The organism is Micromonospora sp. NPDC047670, assembly GCF_043204915.1.
Classification (GTDB): domain Bacteria; phylum Actinomycetota; class Actinomycetes; order Mycobacteriales; family Micromonosporaceae; genus Micromonospora.
Genome location: NZ_JBIDDA010000018.1, coordinates 20,334 through 37,079 on the forward strand (window position 1 = coordinate 20,334; position 16,746 = coordinate 37,079).

At 70.0% G+C, this 16,746-nt stretch carries 13 protein-coding genes; 5 read left to right on the plus strand and 8 right to left on the minus strand.

Annotated features, from left to right (window positions below; translation table 11 throughout):
* Positions 1-33 precede the first annotated feature (33 nt).
* Positions 34-1,044, plus strand: coding sequence for a hypothetical protein (locus ACGF7U_RS28500; protein WP_393111843.1), 1,011 nt, complete (start codon positions 34-36; stop codon positions 1,042-1,044).
* Positions 1,045-1,485: 441 nt separating this feature from the next.
* Here ACGF7U_RS28500 and car(A) read toward each other — a convergent pair whose 3' ends face one another.
* The 6 genes from car(A) to ACGF7U_RS28530 form a co-directional block, all read right to left on the minus strand.
* Entirely contained in the window at positions 1,486-3,141 is a 1,656-nt protein-coding gene (gene car(A) / locus ACGF7U_RS28505) for an ABC-F type ribosomal protection protein Car(A) (protein WP_393111845.1), read from the minus strand.
* Between the two features lie 328 nt (positions 3,142-3,469).
* On the minus strand, positions 3,470-4,792 hold the full coding sequence (gene hflX, locus ACGF7U_RS28510) for a GTPase HflX (protein ID WP_393111995.1): 1,323 nt from the start codon (positions 4,790-4,792) through the stop codon (positions 3,470-3,472).
* Positions 4,793-5,287: 495 nt separating this feature from the next.
* On the minus strand, positions 5,288-5,932 hold the full coding sequence (locus tag ACGF7U_RS28515; RefSeq protein ID WP_393111847.1) for a response regulator: 645 nt from the start codon (positions 5,930-5,932) through the stop codon (positions 5,288-5,290).
* Positions 5,920-7,152, minus strand: a complete 1,233-nt coding sequence (locus tag ACGF7U_RS28520; RefSeq protein WP_393111849.1) for a sensor histidine kinase — start codon at positions 7,150-7,152, stop codon at positions 5,920-5,922. The genes ACGF7U_RS28515 and ACGF7U_RS28520 overlap by 13 nt, the downstream gene beginning before the upstream one ends.
* Positions 7,153-7,182: 30 nt before the next feature.
* Positions 7,183-9,693: an FtsX-like permease family protein gene (locus ACGF7U_RS28525; RefSeq protein ID WP_393111851.1), complete on the minus strand. Its 2,511-nt coding sequence runs from the start codon at positions 9,691-9,693 to the stop codon at positions 7,183-7,185.
* Positions 9,690-10,418, minus strand: a complete 729-nt coding sequence (locus ACGF7U_RS28530; protein ID WP_393111997.1) for an ABC transporter ATP-binding protein — start codon at positions 10,416-10,418, stop codon at positions 9,690-9,692. Before ACGF7U_RS28530 ends, ACGF7U_RS28525 begins: the two co-directional genes overlap by 4 nt.
* A gap of 656 nt (positions 10,419-11,074) precedes the next feature.
* Between ACGF7U_RS28530 and ACGF7U_RS28535 the strand changes: the two genes are divergently transcribed.
* Positions 11,075-11,314, plus strand: coding sequence for a hypothetical protein (locus ACGF7U_RS28535; RefSeq protein WP_393111853.1), 240 nt, complete (start codon positions 11,075-11,077; stop codon positions 11,312-11,314).
* A 481-nt stretch (positions 11,315-11,795) separates the two neighbouring features.
* Here the strand turns inward: ACGF7U_RS28535 and ACGF7U_RS28540 are convergent, their stop codons facing one another.
* Positions 11,796-12,197, minus strand: coding sequence for a MerR family transcriptional regulator (locus tag ACGF7U_RS28540; protein WP_393111855.1), 402 nt, complete (start codon positions 12,195-12,197; stop codon positions 11,796-11,798).
* Positions 12,198-12,219: 22 nt separating this feature from the next.
* Between ACGF7U_RS28540 and ACGF7U_RS28545 the strand changes: the two genes are divergently transcribed.
* Positions 12,220-12,549 carry a putative quinol monooxygenase gene (locus ACGF7U_RS28545; RefSeq protein ID WP_393111857.1) on the plus strand — a complete coding sequence of 110 codons (330 nt, stop codon included), beginning with the start codon at positions 12,220-12,222 and terminating at the stop codon, positions 12,547-12,549.
* Between the two features lie 6 nt (positions 12,550-12,555).
* Here ACGF7U_RS28545 and ACGF7U_RS28550 read toward each other — a convergent pair whose 3' ends face one another.
* Positions 12,556-12,747 carry a hypothetical protein gene (locus ACGF7U_RS28550; RefSeq protein WP_393111859.1) on the minus strand — a complete coding sequence of 64 codons (192 nt, stop codon included), beginning with the start codon at positions 12,745-12,747 and terminating at the stop codon, positions 12,556-12,558.
* Positions 12,748-13,180: 433 nt separating this feature from the next.
* Between ACGF7U_RS28550 and ACGF7U_RS28555 the strand changes: the two genes are divergently transcribed.
* Together ACGF7U_RS28555 and ACGF7U_RS28560 are read left to right on the plus strand one after the other, a co-directional pair.
* A complete protein-coding gene (locus tag ACGF7U_RS28555; protein WP_393111861.1) occupies positions 13,181-13,918 on the plus strand; it encodes a dienelactone hydrolase family protein in 738 nt (245 codons plus the stop codon).
* Between the two features lie 1,272 nt (positions 13,919-15,190).
* The gene (locus tag ACGF7U_RS28560; RefSeq protein ID WP_393111863.1) at positions 15,191-16,744 is read left to right on the plus strand and encodes an ABC transporter substrate-binding protein; all 1,554 of its coding nucleotides are present in this window, start codon (positions 15,191-15,193) and stop codon (positions 16,742-16,744) included.
* The last annotated feature ends 2 nt before the right edge of the window (positions 16,745-16,746 follow it).

The window sequence follows — 16,746 nt, forward strand, 5'->3', positions numbered from 1 at the left end:
TGCCCGGGTAGGGACAGCCCTACCCGCGAATGCATGGTTGACCGTATCGTTTCCGGCGCCCCGCACTGCGACCTTGGAACCATGACGAACCAGGCGCTGCTCGCGCGTCCCACGACCTCGGTGCGGTGGCACCGTCCGCTGATATTGCTCACCGGGATCATGACGGTCCTCGCGCTGGTCTCCCTCGTCGGGCTCGTCGTCGACGGCCGTAGCGTGAATGGCAGTCCGACCTGGTTGAAGCCGCTCAAGTTCGCGGTGTCGTTCGCGATGTACGGCGCGACGCTCGCCTGGATGCTCCGCTTCGTCCGGCGGGGACGCTGGGTTGCGTGGTGGAGCGCGGCCGTTGCCGCCGTCGCCACGGCCGCGGAGGTGGGCGTCATCGTGTCGCAGGCCGCGCGCGGGCGGGCCAGCCACTTCAACGTCGCGACATCGTACGACACGGCGGCGTACGACCTGATGGGTCAGCTGGCCCTGGTGATCTGGCTGTCGACGTTCGTGGTCGCCGTGGTGGTGTCCGTCCAGTCGCACGTCGACCGAGCCGCGATTTGGGCGATGCGGTTCGGCCTGTTCGTGTCCCTGGCCGGCATGCTCGTGGGCGTCATGATGGCGCAGCCCACCGCTGAGCAGCAGCACATCGCCGATACCGGTGGCGTGCTCACGGTCAGCGGCGCCCATGCCGTCGGCGTGCCGGACGACGGCCCGTCGATGCCGCTGACCGGCTGGGCGGCAACCGGCGGCGACCTGCGCGTCGCCCACTTCGTCGGTATCCACGCGCTCCAGGCTCTGCCGCTGCTGGCCTGGCTGCTCATGATGCTCGCTCGCCGGTACCCGCGACTCGTCCCATCGGCGGCGCGGATCCGGATGATCACCGTGGGCGCGATCGGCTACGGCGGGCTGGTCGCGCTGTTGGTCTGGCAGGCACTGCGGGGCCAGGCACTTCTGCAACCGGACGGTCGGACCCTTCTGGCGGCAGTGGGGCTCACCGCGGTGGTGGGCTTCGGCGCTGCGGCGGCCGTCTACCGCCCGACCGTCCCTGCCCCCTGACGGCGCCTTCGGTCAGCCAGGTCACCCGCCGCCCGGACAGTCGACGAGTGCCACCGCCCACCCTGGGGAAGATCAAGGAGGCTCCGGGCAATATGAGCCTGGGGATGCCGCCGTTGCGGGTGACGCTGCTGCACGAGCGGGAGCGGGAGGTCACGGACACGCTGGTCGAGTCGCTGATCTCTACGGTGCACCGGATCGGGGCGCGGGCGGAGAAGAATGGTCACCGAGCAGCTGGTCAACGCGGTCAGGAGGGTGTCGGGCAAGGAGGACATCCACTTCAAGCTGGCCGAAGCGTTGAACCGCAGTCCGGCCGAGCCCTCCCTGGTACCCACGGCCAGCCTTGGAACGGCAGCCCTTCCGGGCACCTCTGAAGAGCCTGCCAGTACGCCTCTGACCGGCCGGAGGGACGGCCCTGTGTGTGCCGTCCCTCCTCAAACCGCTTCAGGCGGTGGTGAACTCGGCGACGTGCCCGTCCCGCAGCGTCAGATGGGCGCCGTTGAAGCGGGACCGCATGCGCCGGTCGTGGGTGACGACGACGACCGTGCCCTGATAGCCGGTCAGCGCCTCCTCCAGTTCCTCGACGAGCGCGGGCGAGAGATGGTTGGTGGGTTCGTCCAGCAGCAGCAGGTCGACCGGCTCGGTCACCAGCCGGGCGAGTTCGATGCGGCGCCGCTGCCCGTACGAGAGGTCCTGCACACGCTGCCGAAGGTCGTCCGGGCTGAACAGCCCGAGGGAGAGCAGCGCCTCGGTGTGCTCGCCGATGTCGCCGACCCGTCCGCTGCTGAACGCCTGAAGCACCGTCATTCCCTTCTGCCACGGTGTCTGTTCCTGCCGCAGGTGTCCCACCCGGCCCGACACCCGCACCGATCCGCTGTCGGGTGCCAGCTCCCCGGAGAGCACCCGCAGCAGCGTCGTCTTGCCCGCCCCGTTGGGGCCGGTGATCAGCAGCCGTTCACCGGGCCCGAGGCGCAGGGAGTCGATGCTGAGCCGGTCGCCGACCCGGACGTCGGTGAGTTCGGCCACCGTCTCCTGTGGCTGCGCGGCCTCGGTGGTGATCTCCGCTGCGAAGGTGAGCGGCTCGGGCGGCGGCGCGACCGGGTTCTCGGTCAGCCGCGCGACCCGTTCCTTGGCGTTGCGGATCCGCACCATCGCCCCGTGGCCCCGCCCGCGCATCCGGAACTGTCCGGCGCCGAAGACGGCGAAGGGCAGCTTGCGCGGGATGGCGTCCAGGCGCGCCGCGTTGGACGCGATCAGTTCGCGGCTGCGGTCTAGTTCGGCGCGCCACTGCTCGTACTCCAGCAGCCTGCGCTGCCGTTCCGCCGCCTTGGCCGCCAGGTAGCCCTCGTAGCCGTTGCCGTAGCGCATCACCTTGCCGGAGTCGATCTCCAGGATCGTGGTGGTGATCCGGTCGAGGAAGAGTCGGTCGTGGGTTACCGCCACCACCGTGCCGCGGTGCTTGCGCAGGTGCTCCTCCAGCCAGTCCACCGCCCGGTCGTCCAGGTCGTTGGTCGGCTCGTCCAGCAGCAGCAGCTCGGGTTCCGCGGCCAGCGTGGCGGCCAGAGCGAGGCGCGACCGCTCGCCGCCGGACAGGGTGCCCAGCGGTCGGCCGCGTTCCAGCCCGGGCAGCCCGAGCCCGTGCAGCGCGATCTCCACGCGGGAGTCGGCCTCGTAGCCGCCGCGGGCCTGGTACCGGTCCACCAACGCGGCGTAACTCTCCAGGAGGCCGGTGAGTTCGGCGTCCCTGCCCGTCTGGTAGGGCCGTTCGGCCAGATCGGCCTCGGTCCGGCGCATGCCCTCCTCCAGCTCCCGCAGGTCGGCCAGGGCCAGATCGACGGCGTCCTGGACCGTGGCGTCCAGTGGCAGCTCCAGTGTCTGGGCCAAGTAGCCGACCCCACCGGGCGCGACCACCGTCAGCGCACCGTTGTCCGGCTGTTCCTGTCCGGCGATGAGCTTGATCAGCGTGGACTTGCCGGATCCGTTGTCCCCGATGACACCGACCTTTTCACCCGGCTTGATGGTGAAGCCGATCCGGTCGAGTACGACGTGGTCCTGGTAACGCTTGGTGATGTCATGCAGAGCGAGTTGCGCTGTCGACACGCAGGAGTCCTCCTGATCTGGGTTGACCGATGTCGCCGCGCACACAGCAGACCGTTGGAGACTCAGATCGAGAACCCGCACCGTCAGGAGCGGTTCCGTCCGGCGGAATTAGCGCATGACGAAGAAATCGCAGCGCGTCCGGTTCTCAGGCGTGCGCGGTCGGGTGCGGTGACGGAGCCACGCTCGACGTCCCACACCCTCGAGGACCACACGTACCGATCACAGGGAACCCATATGACCATCGTAGATAGTAGGAAGCTGCACCGGCAACCGGTCCGGCGGGAGCCGGGCGGGAGGGCCGATCCGTCTTGCGGCCCTCCCGCCTCGTTCACGGCCGGGGGTAGGCCCGCAGAGCGGCCGCCAGCTCCGGCCCCACCCTCGCCTTGAGCAGAATGCCCTGCTCGGTGTGCTCGGCGGACAGCACTTCGCCCTCTCTGTGGGCCCGGGAAACCAGGCCACCCTGGGTGTAGGGCACCATGGCCTCGATCTCCACCTCGGGACGCGGCAGCAGGACGTCAATGAGGTCCCGCAGTGCCTCGATACCGTCTCCGGTGCGCGCGGAGACCGCGATCGAGCCAGGTTCCGCGGCCAGCAGCTGGGACAGCACGTCCGGGTCGGCGGCGTCCGCCTTGTTGACGACCACGACCTCCCTGATCTCGCCCGCGCCGATCTCCGCCAGGACCTCCCGGACGGAGGCGAGTTGCGCCTCTGGTTCCGGGTGCGAGCCGTCCACCACATGCAGCACCAGGTGCGCGTCCGCCACCTCGTCGATGGTCGAGCGGAACGCCTCGACGAGGTGGTGCGGGAGGTGCCGTACGAAGCCGACGGTGTCGGCGATGGTGTCGGGACGGCCGCTCGGGGTCTCCGCGCGGCGCACGGTCGTGTCCAGGGTGGCGAACAGCGCGTTCTGCACCAGCACTCCGGCGCCGGTGAGCCGGTTCAACAGGGAGGGCTTGCCGGCGTTGGTGTATCCCGCGAGCGCGACCGACAGCACCCTGTTGCGCCGCCGTTCCTCGCGCTTGACATCCCGTCCAATCTTCAACTGGGCGATCTCGCGGCGGAGTTTGGCCATCCGTTCGTGGATCTGCCGCCGGTCGGTCTCGATCTTCGTCTCGCCGGGTCCGCGGGTCGCCATGCCGCCCCCACCGCCGCCGCCCATCTGCCGGGACATCGACTGGCCCCAGCCGCGCAGCCTGGGCAGCATGTACTGCATCTGGGCGAGCGCCACCTGGGCTTTGCCCTCGCGGGATTTCGCGTGCTGCGCGAAGATGTCCAGGATCAGCGCGGTGCGGTCCACGACCTTGACGCGTACGACGTCCTCCAGGTGGACCAGCTGGCTCGGGCTCAGTTCGCCGTCGCAGACGACCGTGTCGGCGCCGGCATCCTCGACGATCTCCCGCAGCTCCTTGGCCTTGCCCGATCCGATGTAGGCCGCCGGGTCGGGCTTCTGCCGTCTCTGGATGACCCCGTCGCACACCAGAGCGCCCGCCGTCTCCGCCAGCGCGGCCAGTTCGGCGAGTGAGGCCTCGGCGTCGTCGACGCTGCCGGACGTCCAGACTCCGACGAGTACGACACGCTCCAGGCGCAGTTTGCGGTATTCGACCTCGGTGACGTCGGCGAGTTCGGTGGACAGTCCGGCGACCCGGCGCAGCGCGGCCCGCTCCTCGCGGTCGTACTGCTCACCGTCAAGCTGTCGGGGTCCGGCACGAGGTGTTCGTCCATCAGGGCGTCCGCCCGCTGCTGACGCGCGGCGGGACCTTCGGAGTGCGGCATATGAGTCCTTTCTCGGGCGGGGACCGCTGGGGGGAGCCCGGCACAGGCGTGTTGCGGGCACCCCTGGGGTGACGGTTCCCACCGGTCGCGTAGTCGTTTGCCCGGGCCTCCGTGCGGGCCCGCCGGGGCGTCCGGGAGGCACGGAAACCTGTCGGACCCGTTGACGGGACTGACAGGGCAGGAAGGAAAGAGGCGAGCACAGTCGGCGACATCGGGCCGGCATGCGAGCAGCACGGCAAGCGAGCCGTGCCCGACGGTACGTCTTGCCGGAAGGCTCAGCCAAGGGCCGCTAAGGGCGTCCGACCGCATCCGTCTTCTCCTCGACGACCTGCTGGGCGTGACAGGGGTGTGGGCTGGATCAGCGTACGCAGGCTCAGCTGTTGAGGTACGCCAGGACCGCTCGGACGCGGCGGTGGGCGTCGTCGGCCGGCGGCAGGTCGAGTTTGGCGAGGATGTTGGTGATGTGCTTCTCGACCGACACCGCCGCCAGCACGAGCGTCGCGCAGATGGCGGAGTTGGACAGGCCCTGCGCCATGAGGCCGAGGACCTCCCGCTCGCGTGCGGTGAGCGCGTCGAGGCCGTGGTGGCGGTTGCTGCGGGTGAACAGCTGCCGGACGACCTCGGGGTCCATGGCAGTGCCGCCGGCGGCGACGCGCTCGACTGCGCCGAGGAAGTCGTCGAGCGCGGTGACGCGGTCCTTGAGCAGGTATCCGACGCCGCCGCGGCCGTCGGCGAGCAGGTCTGCGGCGTAGGCGCGTTCCACGTACTGCGAGACGATGAGGATTCTGGCCTGCGGGTCGGCGGCGCGCAGTCGCAGGGCGGCCTTGATGCCCTCGTCGCGGAACCCGGGCGGCAGCCGCACGTCGACGATGGAGAGGTCCGGCCGGTGCTCCTCCACCGCGTGCAGGAGGGCGTCGGCGGTGTCGACCGCGGCTACGACGGTGTGGCCGGTGTCGGTCAACAGCCGGATCATGCCTTCGCGCAACAGCAGCAGGTCTTCGGCGATCACGATGCGCATGGCAGCTCCGCGTGCAGTACGGTCGGCCCGCCGGGCGGGCTGCCCAGGGTGAGGGTGCCGTCGAGTGCCTCGACCCGGCGGCGCAGGCCGTCGATCCCGGCACCGGCCGGGTCGGCGCCGCCGCGGCCGTTGTCGGTCACGGTGACGTGGACGGTGTGGCCGCGGCGGACGATGTCGATGACGCCGGCGGTGGCCTCGGCGTGTTTGGCGGCGTTGGTCAGCCCCTCGGCGACGACGAAGTACGCGGCCGACTCGACCGCCGCCGGATACCGCTGGTCTGGGTCGCCGTGCAGTTCCACGACGAACGGGCTGTCCCCGGCGAGCGCGGCGAGCGCCGCGTGCAGGCCGCGGTCGGTGAGGATGGGGGGATGGATGCCGCGGACCAGGCGGCGCAGCTCGGTCAGCGCGTCGTCGAGCTGTCGGCGGGCGAGATCGACGTCCGCTCCGGCATCGCCGTTGGTGCGCAGCTTCCGGGCGGCCAGGGCCAGGGTAATGCCGGCCGCCACCATGCGGGCCTGAGCGCCGTCGTGCAGGTCCCGCTCGATGCGGCGCAGCTCGGCAGCTTGGGCGTCGACGACGCGCTGCCGCGTCTGGGCCAGGTGCTGCGTCTGCTCGACCAGGCGGCGGTATTCGCCCGGGGCGAGCAGCATGCCGGCCAGCCGGGCCGGGCCGGCCGCGAGGACGCGGATCAGCCAGACGGCGACGGGCATCAGCGCCAGCCCGGCCACGGTGAGCGTGAACCGGCCCGGGGTGGTCGTCATGAGCCACTTCATCGGGAACGGGGCGCGCGGGTTCGGCACCGCCCAGGCCCATGCCGGCGCGACGACCGCGGCAAGATCGACGACCGCCACGACCAGCCCGGCGATCCCGGTGGCGAGGCCGATCGGCAGCAGCAGGGTCAGCCAGGCCAGATCGCACCAGCTGGCCGGCTGCGCGGCGACCGCGCCGACCTTTCGGCCCACGGTGTCCCCGGCGGCCGGGACGTACGGCGTCGTGACCGGTGCGCCGAGCACCCAGCCGGCGCGCCGCCGCTCGAACCCGGCGAGGATCCGGGTCACCCGGGCGGCCCCGAGGAAAGCGGGGCCGCCGAGGTGCGTGATCGACACCAGCGTGACGACGATCGCGGCGGCGAGGGTCCACGCGAAGCCCAGTACGCCGGCGAACGGCCCAGTGACGAGATAGCCCAGCGCTGTTCCGGTACTCATGATCGACTTTCGCATCGCCGCTGATCGTATCCGCACGCCGGCATTTCAGATGTCCAGCGCCAGGCCACGGCGGCGCACCATCAGCCGGGTCGGCAGGGCACCGGCGAGTAGGCCGAGCAGCGCGACACCGCCGGCCATCGCCGCGTACGTCCCCGGGTCGACGATCAACCGCAGCACGCCGTCCTGGGCGGTGCTGAACGCGCCGACGACGATGCCGGTCACCGCGGCGCCGAGGAGCAGCCCCACGAGCACGGTCAACGCTGCCTCCGCGGTGGCGAGGCGGTGCAGCTGCCGCGCCGTCGCGCCGACCAGACGCAGGTCGGCGTACTCGCGGCGGCGTGCGGTGGCGGCGATCGCGAACGTGTTGATCACGGCGATCGCGGTGAAACCGAGCGAGATGAGCACCATGAGTTCCCAGGCGCCCTGCTGGTCGGCGGCATCACCGGGCGCCGTCGCCTCGGCGGTCGGGGTGATCCGCAGGCCCGACACCTCGGCGCGGAGCCGCTCATCGGTGCCGGCGGAATAGCGCATGCCGATCGAGCTCACCAGGCCCCGCGGATCGTGGGCCGCCACCAGGCCGGCCGGAAGCACCAGGTCGCCGAAGCCGCGCGCCCTCGCGTACACCATGGACAGGCGCAGCTCGGTCCGGTGACCGTCCGGCAACCACAGGGGGACGATGTCCCCGACCCGCCAGCCGTACTGCCGGGCCAGCAGTTCGCTGGCGGCGAGCCCGTCGGCAGCCGGCGCACCGGCGCGTACGTCCAGGTCCAGAGCCGGGTCGCTGCCGGTGACCAGCAGACCCTGCGCCGCATAGTCCTCCGGTTTGCCGCCCTGCTCGACGATGACCCGTGTCGGCAGCACCGCCGCCGCACCGGTCACGCCCGGCACCGTCGCCAGCCGCTGCGCCGTCGCCAGTGGCAGGCCACCGGCCACGGTGAGCTGCGCCGTCGCCGGCGCGTTGCGGGCCACCTGCTCCTGCGCGGTCAGCCGGCCCAGCAGGTCGCTGTTGAGCAGCATCGTGGCGTTGATCGCGAACATGAGCACGAGCGGCACGGCGACCGCGGCCACCCGCCGGTGCTCGACCCGGGCGATCAGCCCGGCCAACCCGAACAGGCGGGACACGACCATCGTGACCAGGCGCACCAGGATCGGACCGAGCGCGGCGACCGCGCACAGCAACAAGGCCGACGACACGAAGCTCATGCCCATGCCGAGCGGGCCGTCCAGCGGCACGAAGGTGAGCACCGCGACGGCGCCGGCGGCCGCGATCAGCGCGGCGAGCGTACGGATCACGACGCCCCCGGTCGGTGCGGTGGCGGTCTCTGTGAGGGCCTGGGTCGGGGCGATGCGCACCGCCCGACGCGCGGCGGTGCGGGCACCGACGAACGTGACCAGCACACCGGCCAGGGCCGCCAGTAACAGCACCGGCACGTTGATCCGTACGGTGAACTGTGCGGGCACCGCGCCGAGCGTCTGGAACCGGGCGGCGACGGCCTGGGCGAACAGCACACCCAGCGGTGCGCCCGGCACCGCCGCGACCGCGGCGAGAACGACGCTCTCCAGGCCCAGCATCCGGCGCAGCTGTTTCGGCGTCGCACCGACCGTGCGCAGCAACGCCAGCTCACGCAGACGCTGACGGACGCTGAGGGTGACCGTGCCGGTGAGCACGAACACCGCGGCGAAGGCGGTGATGCCGATGACGAATCCGAAGATGGAGATCGGGCCGATGTAGTCCGGCAACGCTCCGGGCAGGTCCGCGCGAACACGATCGGCGCCCGTGTACACGTCGGCGTCACCGGCGGCGGCCCGCACCTGTCGTCGCAGCGCGGCCAGGTCCGTGCCCGGCGCCGCGAAAACCCCGATGGCGGTCGGCCCGGCCAGCCCGGAGACGGCGGCGACGTCGGAGTCGTGCAGGAACAGCGCACCCTGAGCGGGCAGGCCGTCGCGGCCTTCCGGTGCGGCGATGCCGCTGACCCGTACCGTCCGGGCGCCGGTCCGGGTGGTGAGCCGCAGCTCGCCGCCGACCGTCAACCCATCGGTTGCGGCCAGGTCGGCATCGATGACCACCTCGCCCCGGCCGGGTACCCGGCCGCTCTTCAACGCGTACGGGGTGAGCACCGCCGACGCCCAACCGTGCCCGATCACCGGCGCGTCATCGGTTCCCCGCAGCGGCCGGCCGTCGCGACCGGCGACCTGCACCGGGAAGGCGGTATCCGCGACCACCCGGGCCACTCCCGGCACGGACGCGATCTTGCCGGTCAGGTCGACCGGCACCGTGCCGGCCCCGGTCAGCCGCTCGCTCTTGACCTTGCGCTTGGTCTTGGACTTGCCCTCCTTCTTCTTCTTGACCGTCGCGGTCTCCAGGCTGATCTCGCGCTCGCCGGAGACCACGAGCGTGGTGGCGGCGAACCGGTCGGCCGGAGGCTTCGCGGTGAGCACCGAGAACAGCAGCAGCCCGCCCCCGGCCAGCAGGGCCACGGCGAGGAACGCCGCGACGAACGTACCGACGTAGGCGCCGAGGTGGCGGCGCAGGCTGCCGATCGCCAGTCGCATCATCGGGCGCTCACCGCCGTCATCTGCGCCGCGACCTTCTCGGCCGACGGGCTGGCCAACTCGGTGACGATGCGACCGTCCGCGAGGAACACCACCCGGTCGCCCCACGCCGCGGCCGCCGGGTCGTGCGTGACCATGACGATCGTGGTCCCGAGGTCGTCGACCGCCTCTCGCAGCAGACCGAGCACCTCACGGCCGGTCGCCAGGTCCAGCGCGCCGGTCGGTTCGTCCGCGAAGATCACCTCAGGTCGAGCGGCGAGCGCCCGGGCCAGCGCGACCCGCTGCCGCTGCCCACCGGACAGCTGCGCCGGCCGGTCGTTCTCCCGCCCGGCGAGCCCGACCCGGCGCATGACCTCACGCGACCACGCCCGGTCCGGCCGCACCCCGGCCAACTGCTGCGGCAGCAGCACGTTGTGCCACAACGACAGCGAGTCCAGCAGGTTGTACGACTGGAACACGAAACCGACCGCCCGGCGGCGGACTTCGGTCAGCTTCGGCTCGCGCAGCCGGCCGATCTCCTGGCCGGCCAGTCGGATCTGACCGCTGTCCGGCCGGTCCAGGCCGGCGGCGCACTGCAACAGGGTGGACTTGCCGGATCCGGACGGCCCCATCACCGCGTTGAACGTGCCGGCGCCGAACGCCACCGACACCCCGTCGAGGGCGCGCGCCCCGGCGCCCGGATACGTCTTCGTCACGTCGAGCAGTTCGACGACCAGCGTGTTGTGCATGGTCATCAGCGTTCTGGATCACCAGCGTCGGCAACACACGGCGGGCCATGCTTCGTGGTAGGGCAGGCCCTACCACCCGAGACTCACGCGACGACCCACCTGTATGCCCGAGGGACGCCGCAGCGGTCATCACCTACACCACCCCGCAGGAACGCACCCTTCACACAGGCGAAGCGGTAGACATCACCACCGCGTCTTGCCCAGGAGCCACTGCCCCGGTCGTCACGTTCCGACAGCAACCCTGTCTTGAACACAGCCGCAGCAAAGTGTGGGACAAGCGCCGGCCGTCAGCAACCTCTCGGCTGCGCCTTGGGCGAGCCGTCCGCCTCGTCACCCCTCGCCGCGGTATCGATCATGAGGTTTGACGAAGTTGTCGAACGGAGTGGCGAACGCCGGAAGATCGGTGGTGCGGGCGGCGTCTTGGGCGGCACCGTCGCCGGCAGCGGCGTCCGGCGTGCAGCTTGCCCTCCTGCCCGCACTCCACGCAGGCATGCGATGAGGAGAACCCGGCGCAGCTGGTGCAGATCGGCCCTGGCCCTCGGTGCGCAGCCTGGCCAGAACCCGGTCCCGGCCGCCACATCTTCCACGGCCGCAAGGGCGAACTGTATCGGGCATACCGTGACGGGTAGGAGGAACAGCTCGGCGCGCTCGGGTTCGTGCTCAACACGTGGGTGCTCTGGAGCATCGTGTCTCTGGACCGGACGCTGACCGAACTGCGCGCAGAGTGCCCGGTGCTCGACGTCGACGTCGCCCGTCTGCCGGCGTACCCGCGTCAGCACATCGACGTCCACGGCAACCACCCGTTCCGGCTGCCGGACCTCGGCGGTGCCTGCGTCCGCTGCGCGACTCCGATCACGCCGACCACGACGACGAATAGGCGGGGGCCTCTCTGGTGAGCGCGCCTGGTCCTGTCGGGGTACGGCTTGGAGTGCAGTGCCAGGTACATGATGAGATAAACGCCGATGTATCGACGTCCGCGCCCTGAGGGCTGTCACCCCCCGCCAGGACCGCCGGCTGAACTCACGACGTTAAATTACGGCAGAGTGGAGGTACGCGTCCGGATCGCGGCAGATGCGGCTCTTGCGGGTAGAGCCGGTGATTCACCACGTTGACGAGCATCAGCCGGTCAGCAGTCACACGATTCACCACGGCACCTCGTCGAACAGACATCGCACTGCACATCTGGTGACCGTACGCCAGCCGATGTTTCCGCGTTTCGCGAATTCCCGGCAGAGCCGTGAGCGCCGATCATTTCCAGAGGTCATGTAGGGCAGCCCCGTCTACCGCCGCTTCACGGACACCCATCACCTGCTCTGTAGGTTGACCACGGTGTTCGGCGCAGGCTCGGTCACGGCTACCCGACGCGTTACGGCCGGTTCAGACGCGGATGAGTGCTCGGGTGGAGGCTTCGAGGATCTCGCCCAGAGCGGTGCGGGCTCGGGTCAGGTCGGCTATGCGGGAGTCCAACTCGGCGTACTGGGTCCTGAGGTGGTCGAGAACGCAGGCCTGGATCTCGATGCCGTCGCCGACGAAGCAGGGCATGAGCTCGCGGATGACCTTGGTAGGGAGCCCGGCGGCGAGCAGGGCGCGGATGCGGGCGACCGTGGCGGATGCCTCGGGAGCGTAATGGCGGTGGCCGCCTTCGCTGCGGTCGGAGGTGAGCAGCCCTTGGGCCTCGTAGTAGCGGAGAAGACGTACGGCCACGCCTGTTTCGCGAGACAGTTCCCCGATCTTCATGTGACCCACCTCATGAGACAGCAGCTTGAATCTGACATCCATGTCACATTCTACCGTTGAGCACATGACGACGACTTCGACTACGCCAGCGCCCGTGTCGCTCTACGGATTCCTGACCCCCAAGCCAGGACACGCCGACGAGCTCAGGAACCTCCTGATGGATCTCGTCGAGCCGTCTCGAGGGCACGAGGGCAGCCTTGAGTACCACCTCCACGAGCAGGAGGACGGCCGATTCTTCCTCTATGAGGTCTGGCGTTCGCGGGAAGACCTCGACCGGCACAACGCGACCCCACTGCTGCGCGCCTTCATGGACGAACTACCCGAGCACATCGAAGGAGCGCCCGAGGCCTACTTCGGCGAGATGAGGAGTCCCTATCCGGCCGTCGTGGCCTGACCGGGCTCACAGCAGAATCGAGGAGTTCCTGACGGAGTCAGAGCTCGCGGGGATCGCGGCCTTCGGCCCTTGTTCGGCCAGTGCCGCGTCGACCAGGTCCGTCTGCTGAGGCTCGTCCCAGATCGCGCCGGTGTCGACGAACTGCCACCCGCCCGTCACGGAGGTGGGCGGCAGCGGGGTCGGCGATGGTCGCCGCAACGAGGTCCCCGAGATGGCGGGCGTCTGTGAGGACGACGCCGCTGCGTGCGATCACTGCCACGATCTCGCCGCCGGTGGGACTGGACAGAAGACCCGGTGCGTCGCTGAGCGGATAAGTCGCCTTATCCGCTGAGTGCTCCTGCGCGGTCGGGGTCGTGCTGCAACACGACCCCGACCACTCCCTCCGGCGACACCGTCGCCGGCCCCGTGAGATTGGTAGGAGTCGCTGATCGAGTAGCCGGTGTTCCTGAGCCTGACGGCCTTTCGGCTCCCGTGTCCCCTACGGATCGTGACCGAGTCTTCGCCGAAGGGGCAGCAAGATGATCTTGAAACCCTGAGCCTCGGCCCCCGCATTCCAGAGGGACGCGCGGGTTGTTCTGCCAGCGGCAGAACAACGGCCGAACCGGGCTCGAAGATCACTACAGTCGGTCTCATGACGACGATTACGACGCGCACGGTCGAGTACCGGGCGGACGGTTTGACGATGATCGGTCACCTCGCGCTCCCGACCGGCGTCGACCGCCGGCCCGCGGTGCTGCTCGGACCCGAGGGCATGGGGCCCAGCGACGTCGAGCACCGCCGCGCCGATGCCCTCGCCGAGCTGGGATATGTAGCGCTGGCCTTCGACCTTCACGGCGGACGCTACTTGAGCGACCCCGAGGAGATGCTGGCCCGTTGCTTACCACTGCTCGCTGATCCCGACCGAATGCGGGGCATCGGCCATGCGGCGCTCGACGTGTTGCGCACCGAACCGCGGACCGACCCCGACCGGATCGCCGCCATCGGCTACGGCACCGGGGGCGCCATCGCGCTGGAACTCGGGCGAGCCGGAGTCAACCTGCGCGCGATCGGAACAGTCAACGCAACCACCACGGGCCGACCGGGCGAGGCAGCGCGCATTCGCTGCCCGGTCTGGGCCGGGGTCGGGTCGGAAGACCCGATCATGCCGCCCGCGCAACGGGACGCGTTCGCCGCCGAGATGCAGGCCGCGGGCGTCGACTGGCGCCTCACTGTCTACGGCGGCGCCTTGCACGCCTTCCATCACCCGCCGGTCGACCACCCCGCGGTCCCCGGCGTCGGCTTCCACCCACTGCACGCGCAGCGAGCCTGGCGCGACGTCGTCGACCTGCTCGCCGAGTGCCTGCCCGTGACGGAGGATCTGGGGGCATGACCCCGGCAAACAGCCTGGCGCAGGACGGCGAGTCTCGAAGCCCGTCCGAGAAGTGAGCCCCCGATGGCTCGGGTCGGATCTGCCGCCGAAGGATGTGGGCCGAACCGCCCGGCGGGTGGGTTGACGCCGTCCAGGTTGGCGGTCAGCCGCGGATCAGGGCGACGACCTTGGCAATCTCGTCTGAGGTGACGCGGGCGTCGAGGATGGCCGCGATACCGCCCGAATTCCACTCTCGGAGCTGGTCGACGTCGTCATCGCTGTCACCATCGCCTACGCCCGTCGCCGCGGTGTTCTCCGCGAACCGCGAGTCGCACGCGCCCCGGCGCAGCGGAGGATCTGCAGATGACCTTGCGGATCTCGACGTGGAAGGTGAGGAACGCGACGAACGGATCGAGATTAAGTGGCCGGACCCGCTACCGCCGCCGCGGCTGTCCGGGGAGGCCACTACCTACTCCGAGGCGCTGCCCGGAGTGGACCTTCAGCTCACCGCGCACGCGAAGGGCTTCGCGCCGGCGCTCGTGGTCAGGACCCCGCGGAGGCCGACAACCCCCGCGTCGCGGAGATCGACTCCGAGCGGTCGGCGCGGGGCCTGACGGTGTCCGAGCGACCGGACGGCACGCTGGCGGCGCGTGACGAGGCGGGCGAGGTGGCCTTCGCCCCGGTCCCAGTCGAATGTCGGACCCGCCGTCGCCGACCGCCACGACAAACGAGGACGAGCCGATCGAGAGCGTGGGGGGCAGCCGGGCGGTGGGCGACCTGGAGTGGGTGGCAGCAATCCAACCCGGACGGTCGGATCGCCGGCACCCGGGCGAACGCGGCCGGTCATGACGTCAACCGGAACCTCACCGTCGTCTTGTGGTGCGTACGGCCGGGACGACACCGACGCGATGAGTTGATCCCGCAACGGTGAGGCCCGGACTGGCAGCCGCCTTCCGGGCCTCTCCAAGCACGTACATCGAGGGACTGCGAACGGGACTCGGGTCTGTGGCAGAGGACACGATCGTCGGCTTGCTGCCCCAACCAAGTGATCATGTACTGTGACCTGCGTGAACACTGCGCCGTCGTTGGACCGGACCCCGCTTGCGGTCCGTGTCGTCGCCGCGCGCCGTATCTGCTGTTGTTGACGGTCTGACACCCCGGCCCGCGCCCGTGGCTGCCGCGCCACGCTGCCCGCGCGCCGTCATCGACGTCCGACCTTTCTCATTTTGCGAATTTCAATCGCCGCGTCCCGCGCTCGCGTGACGTAGGTTTCCGCTTGCCTGGAGTACGGACATGACCACTGACCGTAGGCCCTCGTTCGGCCTGCCCTTCACACACCGCTTGCGCCCGCTCGGCGCGCTCGCGGTCACCGCCACCCTCGCGGTGCTGCTCACCGCCTGCGGCTCGTCGACGAACCCCGGGTCGACGGGCGCCGCCGATCCCGACGCGACGATCACGGTCGGTTCGCTGACCGAGCCGACGACGCTCAACACGATCAAGGGCGGCAACACCGGTCACGCCCAGGTGCTGCTGCGCAACGTCGTCGAGGGGCTCACGGTGCTCACCGACGAGGGCAAGGTCGAGCCGCTGCTGGCCAAGTCGTGGGACGTCTCGCCGGACGGCACGGCATACACGTTCCATCTACAGCCCGGCGTGACGTTCTCCGACGGCACCCCGCTGAAGGCCAGCGACGTGGTGGTCGCGCTCAAGCGGGTGACATCGGATGAGTCGACCAGCGCCCGTAAGAAGAACCTCTCGATCATGAAGACGATCGAGGCGCCGGACGACGATACCGTCAAGGTCACCCTGTCGACGCGGTCGCAATCGTTCCTGTTCTACCTCACCAGCACCGGCGCGGCTGTCACCAAGCCCGGCACCGGCAACCCGGAGACGACGGTGATCGGCACCGGCCCGTACACCCTGACCTCGTGGAAGCAGGGCGATTCCATCACCCTGACCCGCAACGACGAGTACTGGGGCACGAAGGCCAGCAACAAGCAGGTGGTGTACCGCTTCTTCAAGGACGCCACCGCCGAGAACAACGCGCTGCTCGCCGGCCAACTCGACCTGGTGACCCAGGTGTCCTCGCCGGATGTGCTCCCCCAGTTCGAGAACCAGCCGCAGTTCTCCATCGTGGAAGGCACGTCGACGACGAAGGAGCTGTTCAACTTCAACGACGCCATCGCCCCGTTCAACAACCCCGACGTACGGCGCGCCATCCGGCAGGCCATCGACCGCAGGGCTCTGCTGACGGCGGTGTGGGCCGACCGGGGCCAGGTCATCGGCTCGATGGTGCCGCCCACGGACCCCTGGTACGAGGACCTGACCAGCATCGACGACCACAACGTGGCCGGCGCCAAGCAGTTGCTGGCCAAGGCCGGGTACGCAAACGGTCTGTCCTTCACCGTCGACTACGTACCGTCGGACGCGGTCAACATCATCGCGCAGGGGCTGAAGAGCCAGCTCGCCCAGGCCGGTATCACCATCACGCTGAACCCCGTTGACGACGCGACCTGGACCGACAAGGTCTACAAGAACCACAACTTCCAGGCCACCATCATGACCCACGTCAACCAGCGCGACCTGGTCTGGTACGGCGACCCGACCTTCTACTGGCAGTACGACAACCCGCAGGTGCAGCAGTGGGTCAAGGACTCCGAGACCGCCGCGACGCCCGACGAGCAGACCGCCCTGCTGAAGAAGGTGGCGCGGCAGATCTCCGAGGACGCGGCGAGCGCCTGGCTGTTCCTCGACCCCGCCATCAAAGTCGCCAGCACCTCGGTCAGCGGCTACCAGAAGAACAACACCACGGACAGCTTCTATGTCGCGCCGATCACCAAACGCTAGGC

What these genes read in the sequence shown, in the direction of transcription:
- ACGF7U_RS28500 (WP_393111843.1), top strand. Translation starts at nt 34, where the DNA reads ATGGTTGACCGTATCGTTTCCGGCGCCCCGCACTGCGACCTTGGAACC.
- ACGF7U_RS28515 (WP_393111847.1), bottom strand. Translation starts at nt 5,932, where the DNA reads ATGCGCATCGTGATCGCCGAAGACCTGCTGCTGTTGCGCGAAGGCATG.
- ACGF7U_RS28520 (WP_393111849.1), bottom strand. Translation starts at nt 7,152, where the DNA reads ATGCGAAAGTCGATCATGAGTACCGGAACAGCGCTGGGCTATCTCGTC.
- ACGF7U_RS28525 (WP_393111851.1), bottom strand. Translation starts at nt 9,693, where the DNA reads ATGATGCGACTGGCGATCGGCAGCCTGCGCCGCCACCTCGGCGCCTAC.
- ACGF7U_RS28530 (WP_393111997.1), bottom strand. Translation starts at nt 10,418, where the DNA reads ATGCACAACACGCTGGTCGTCGAACTGCTCGACGTGACGAAGACGTAT.
- ACGF7U_RS28540 (WP_393111855.1), bottom strand. Translation starts at nt 12,197, where the DNA reads ATGGATGTCAGATTCAAGCTGCTGTCTCATGAGGTGGGTCACATGAAG.
- ACGF7U_RS28545 (WP_393111857.1), top strand. Translation starts at nt 12,220, where the DNA reads ATGACGACGACTTCGACTACGCCAGCGCCCGTGTCGCTCTACGGATTC.
- ACGF7U_RS28555 (WP_393111861.1), top strand. Translation starts at nt 13,181, where the DNA reads ATGACGACGATTACGACGCGCACGGTCGAGTACCGGGCGGACGGTTTG.
- ACGF7U_RS28560 (WP_393111863.1), top strand. Translation starts at nt 15,191, where the DNA reads ATGACCACTGACCGTAGGCCCTCGTTCGGCCTGCCCTTCACACACCGC.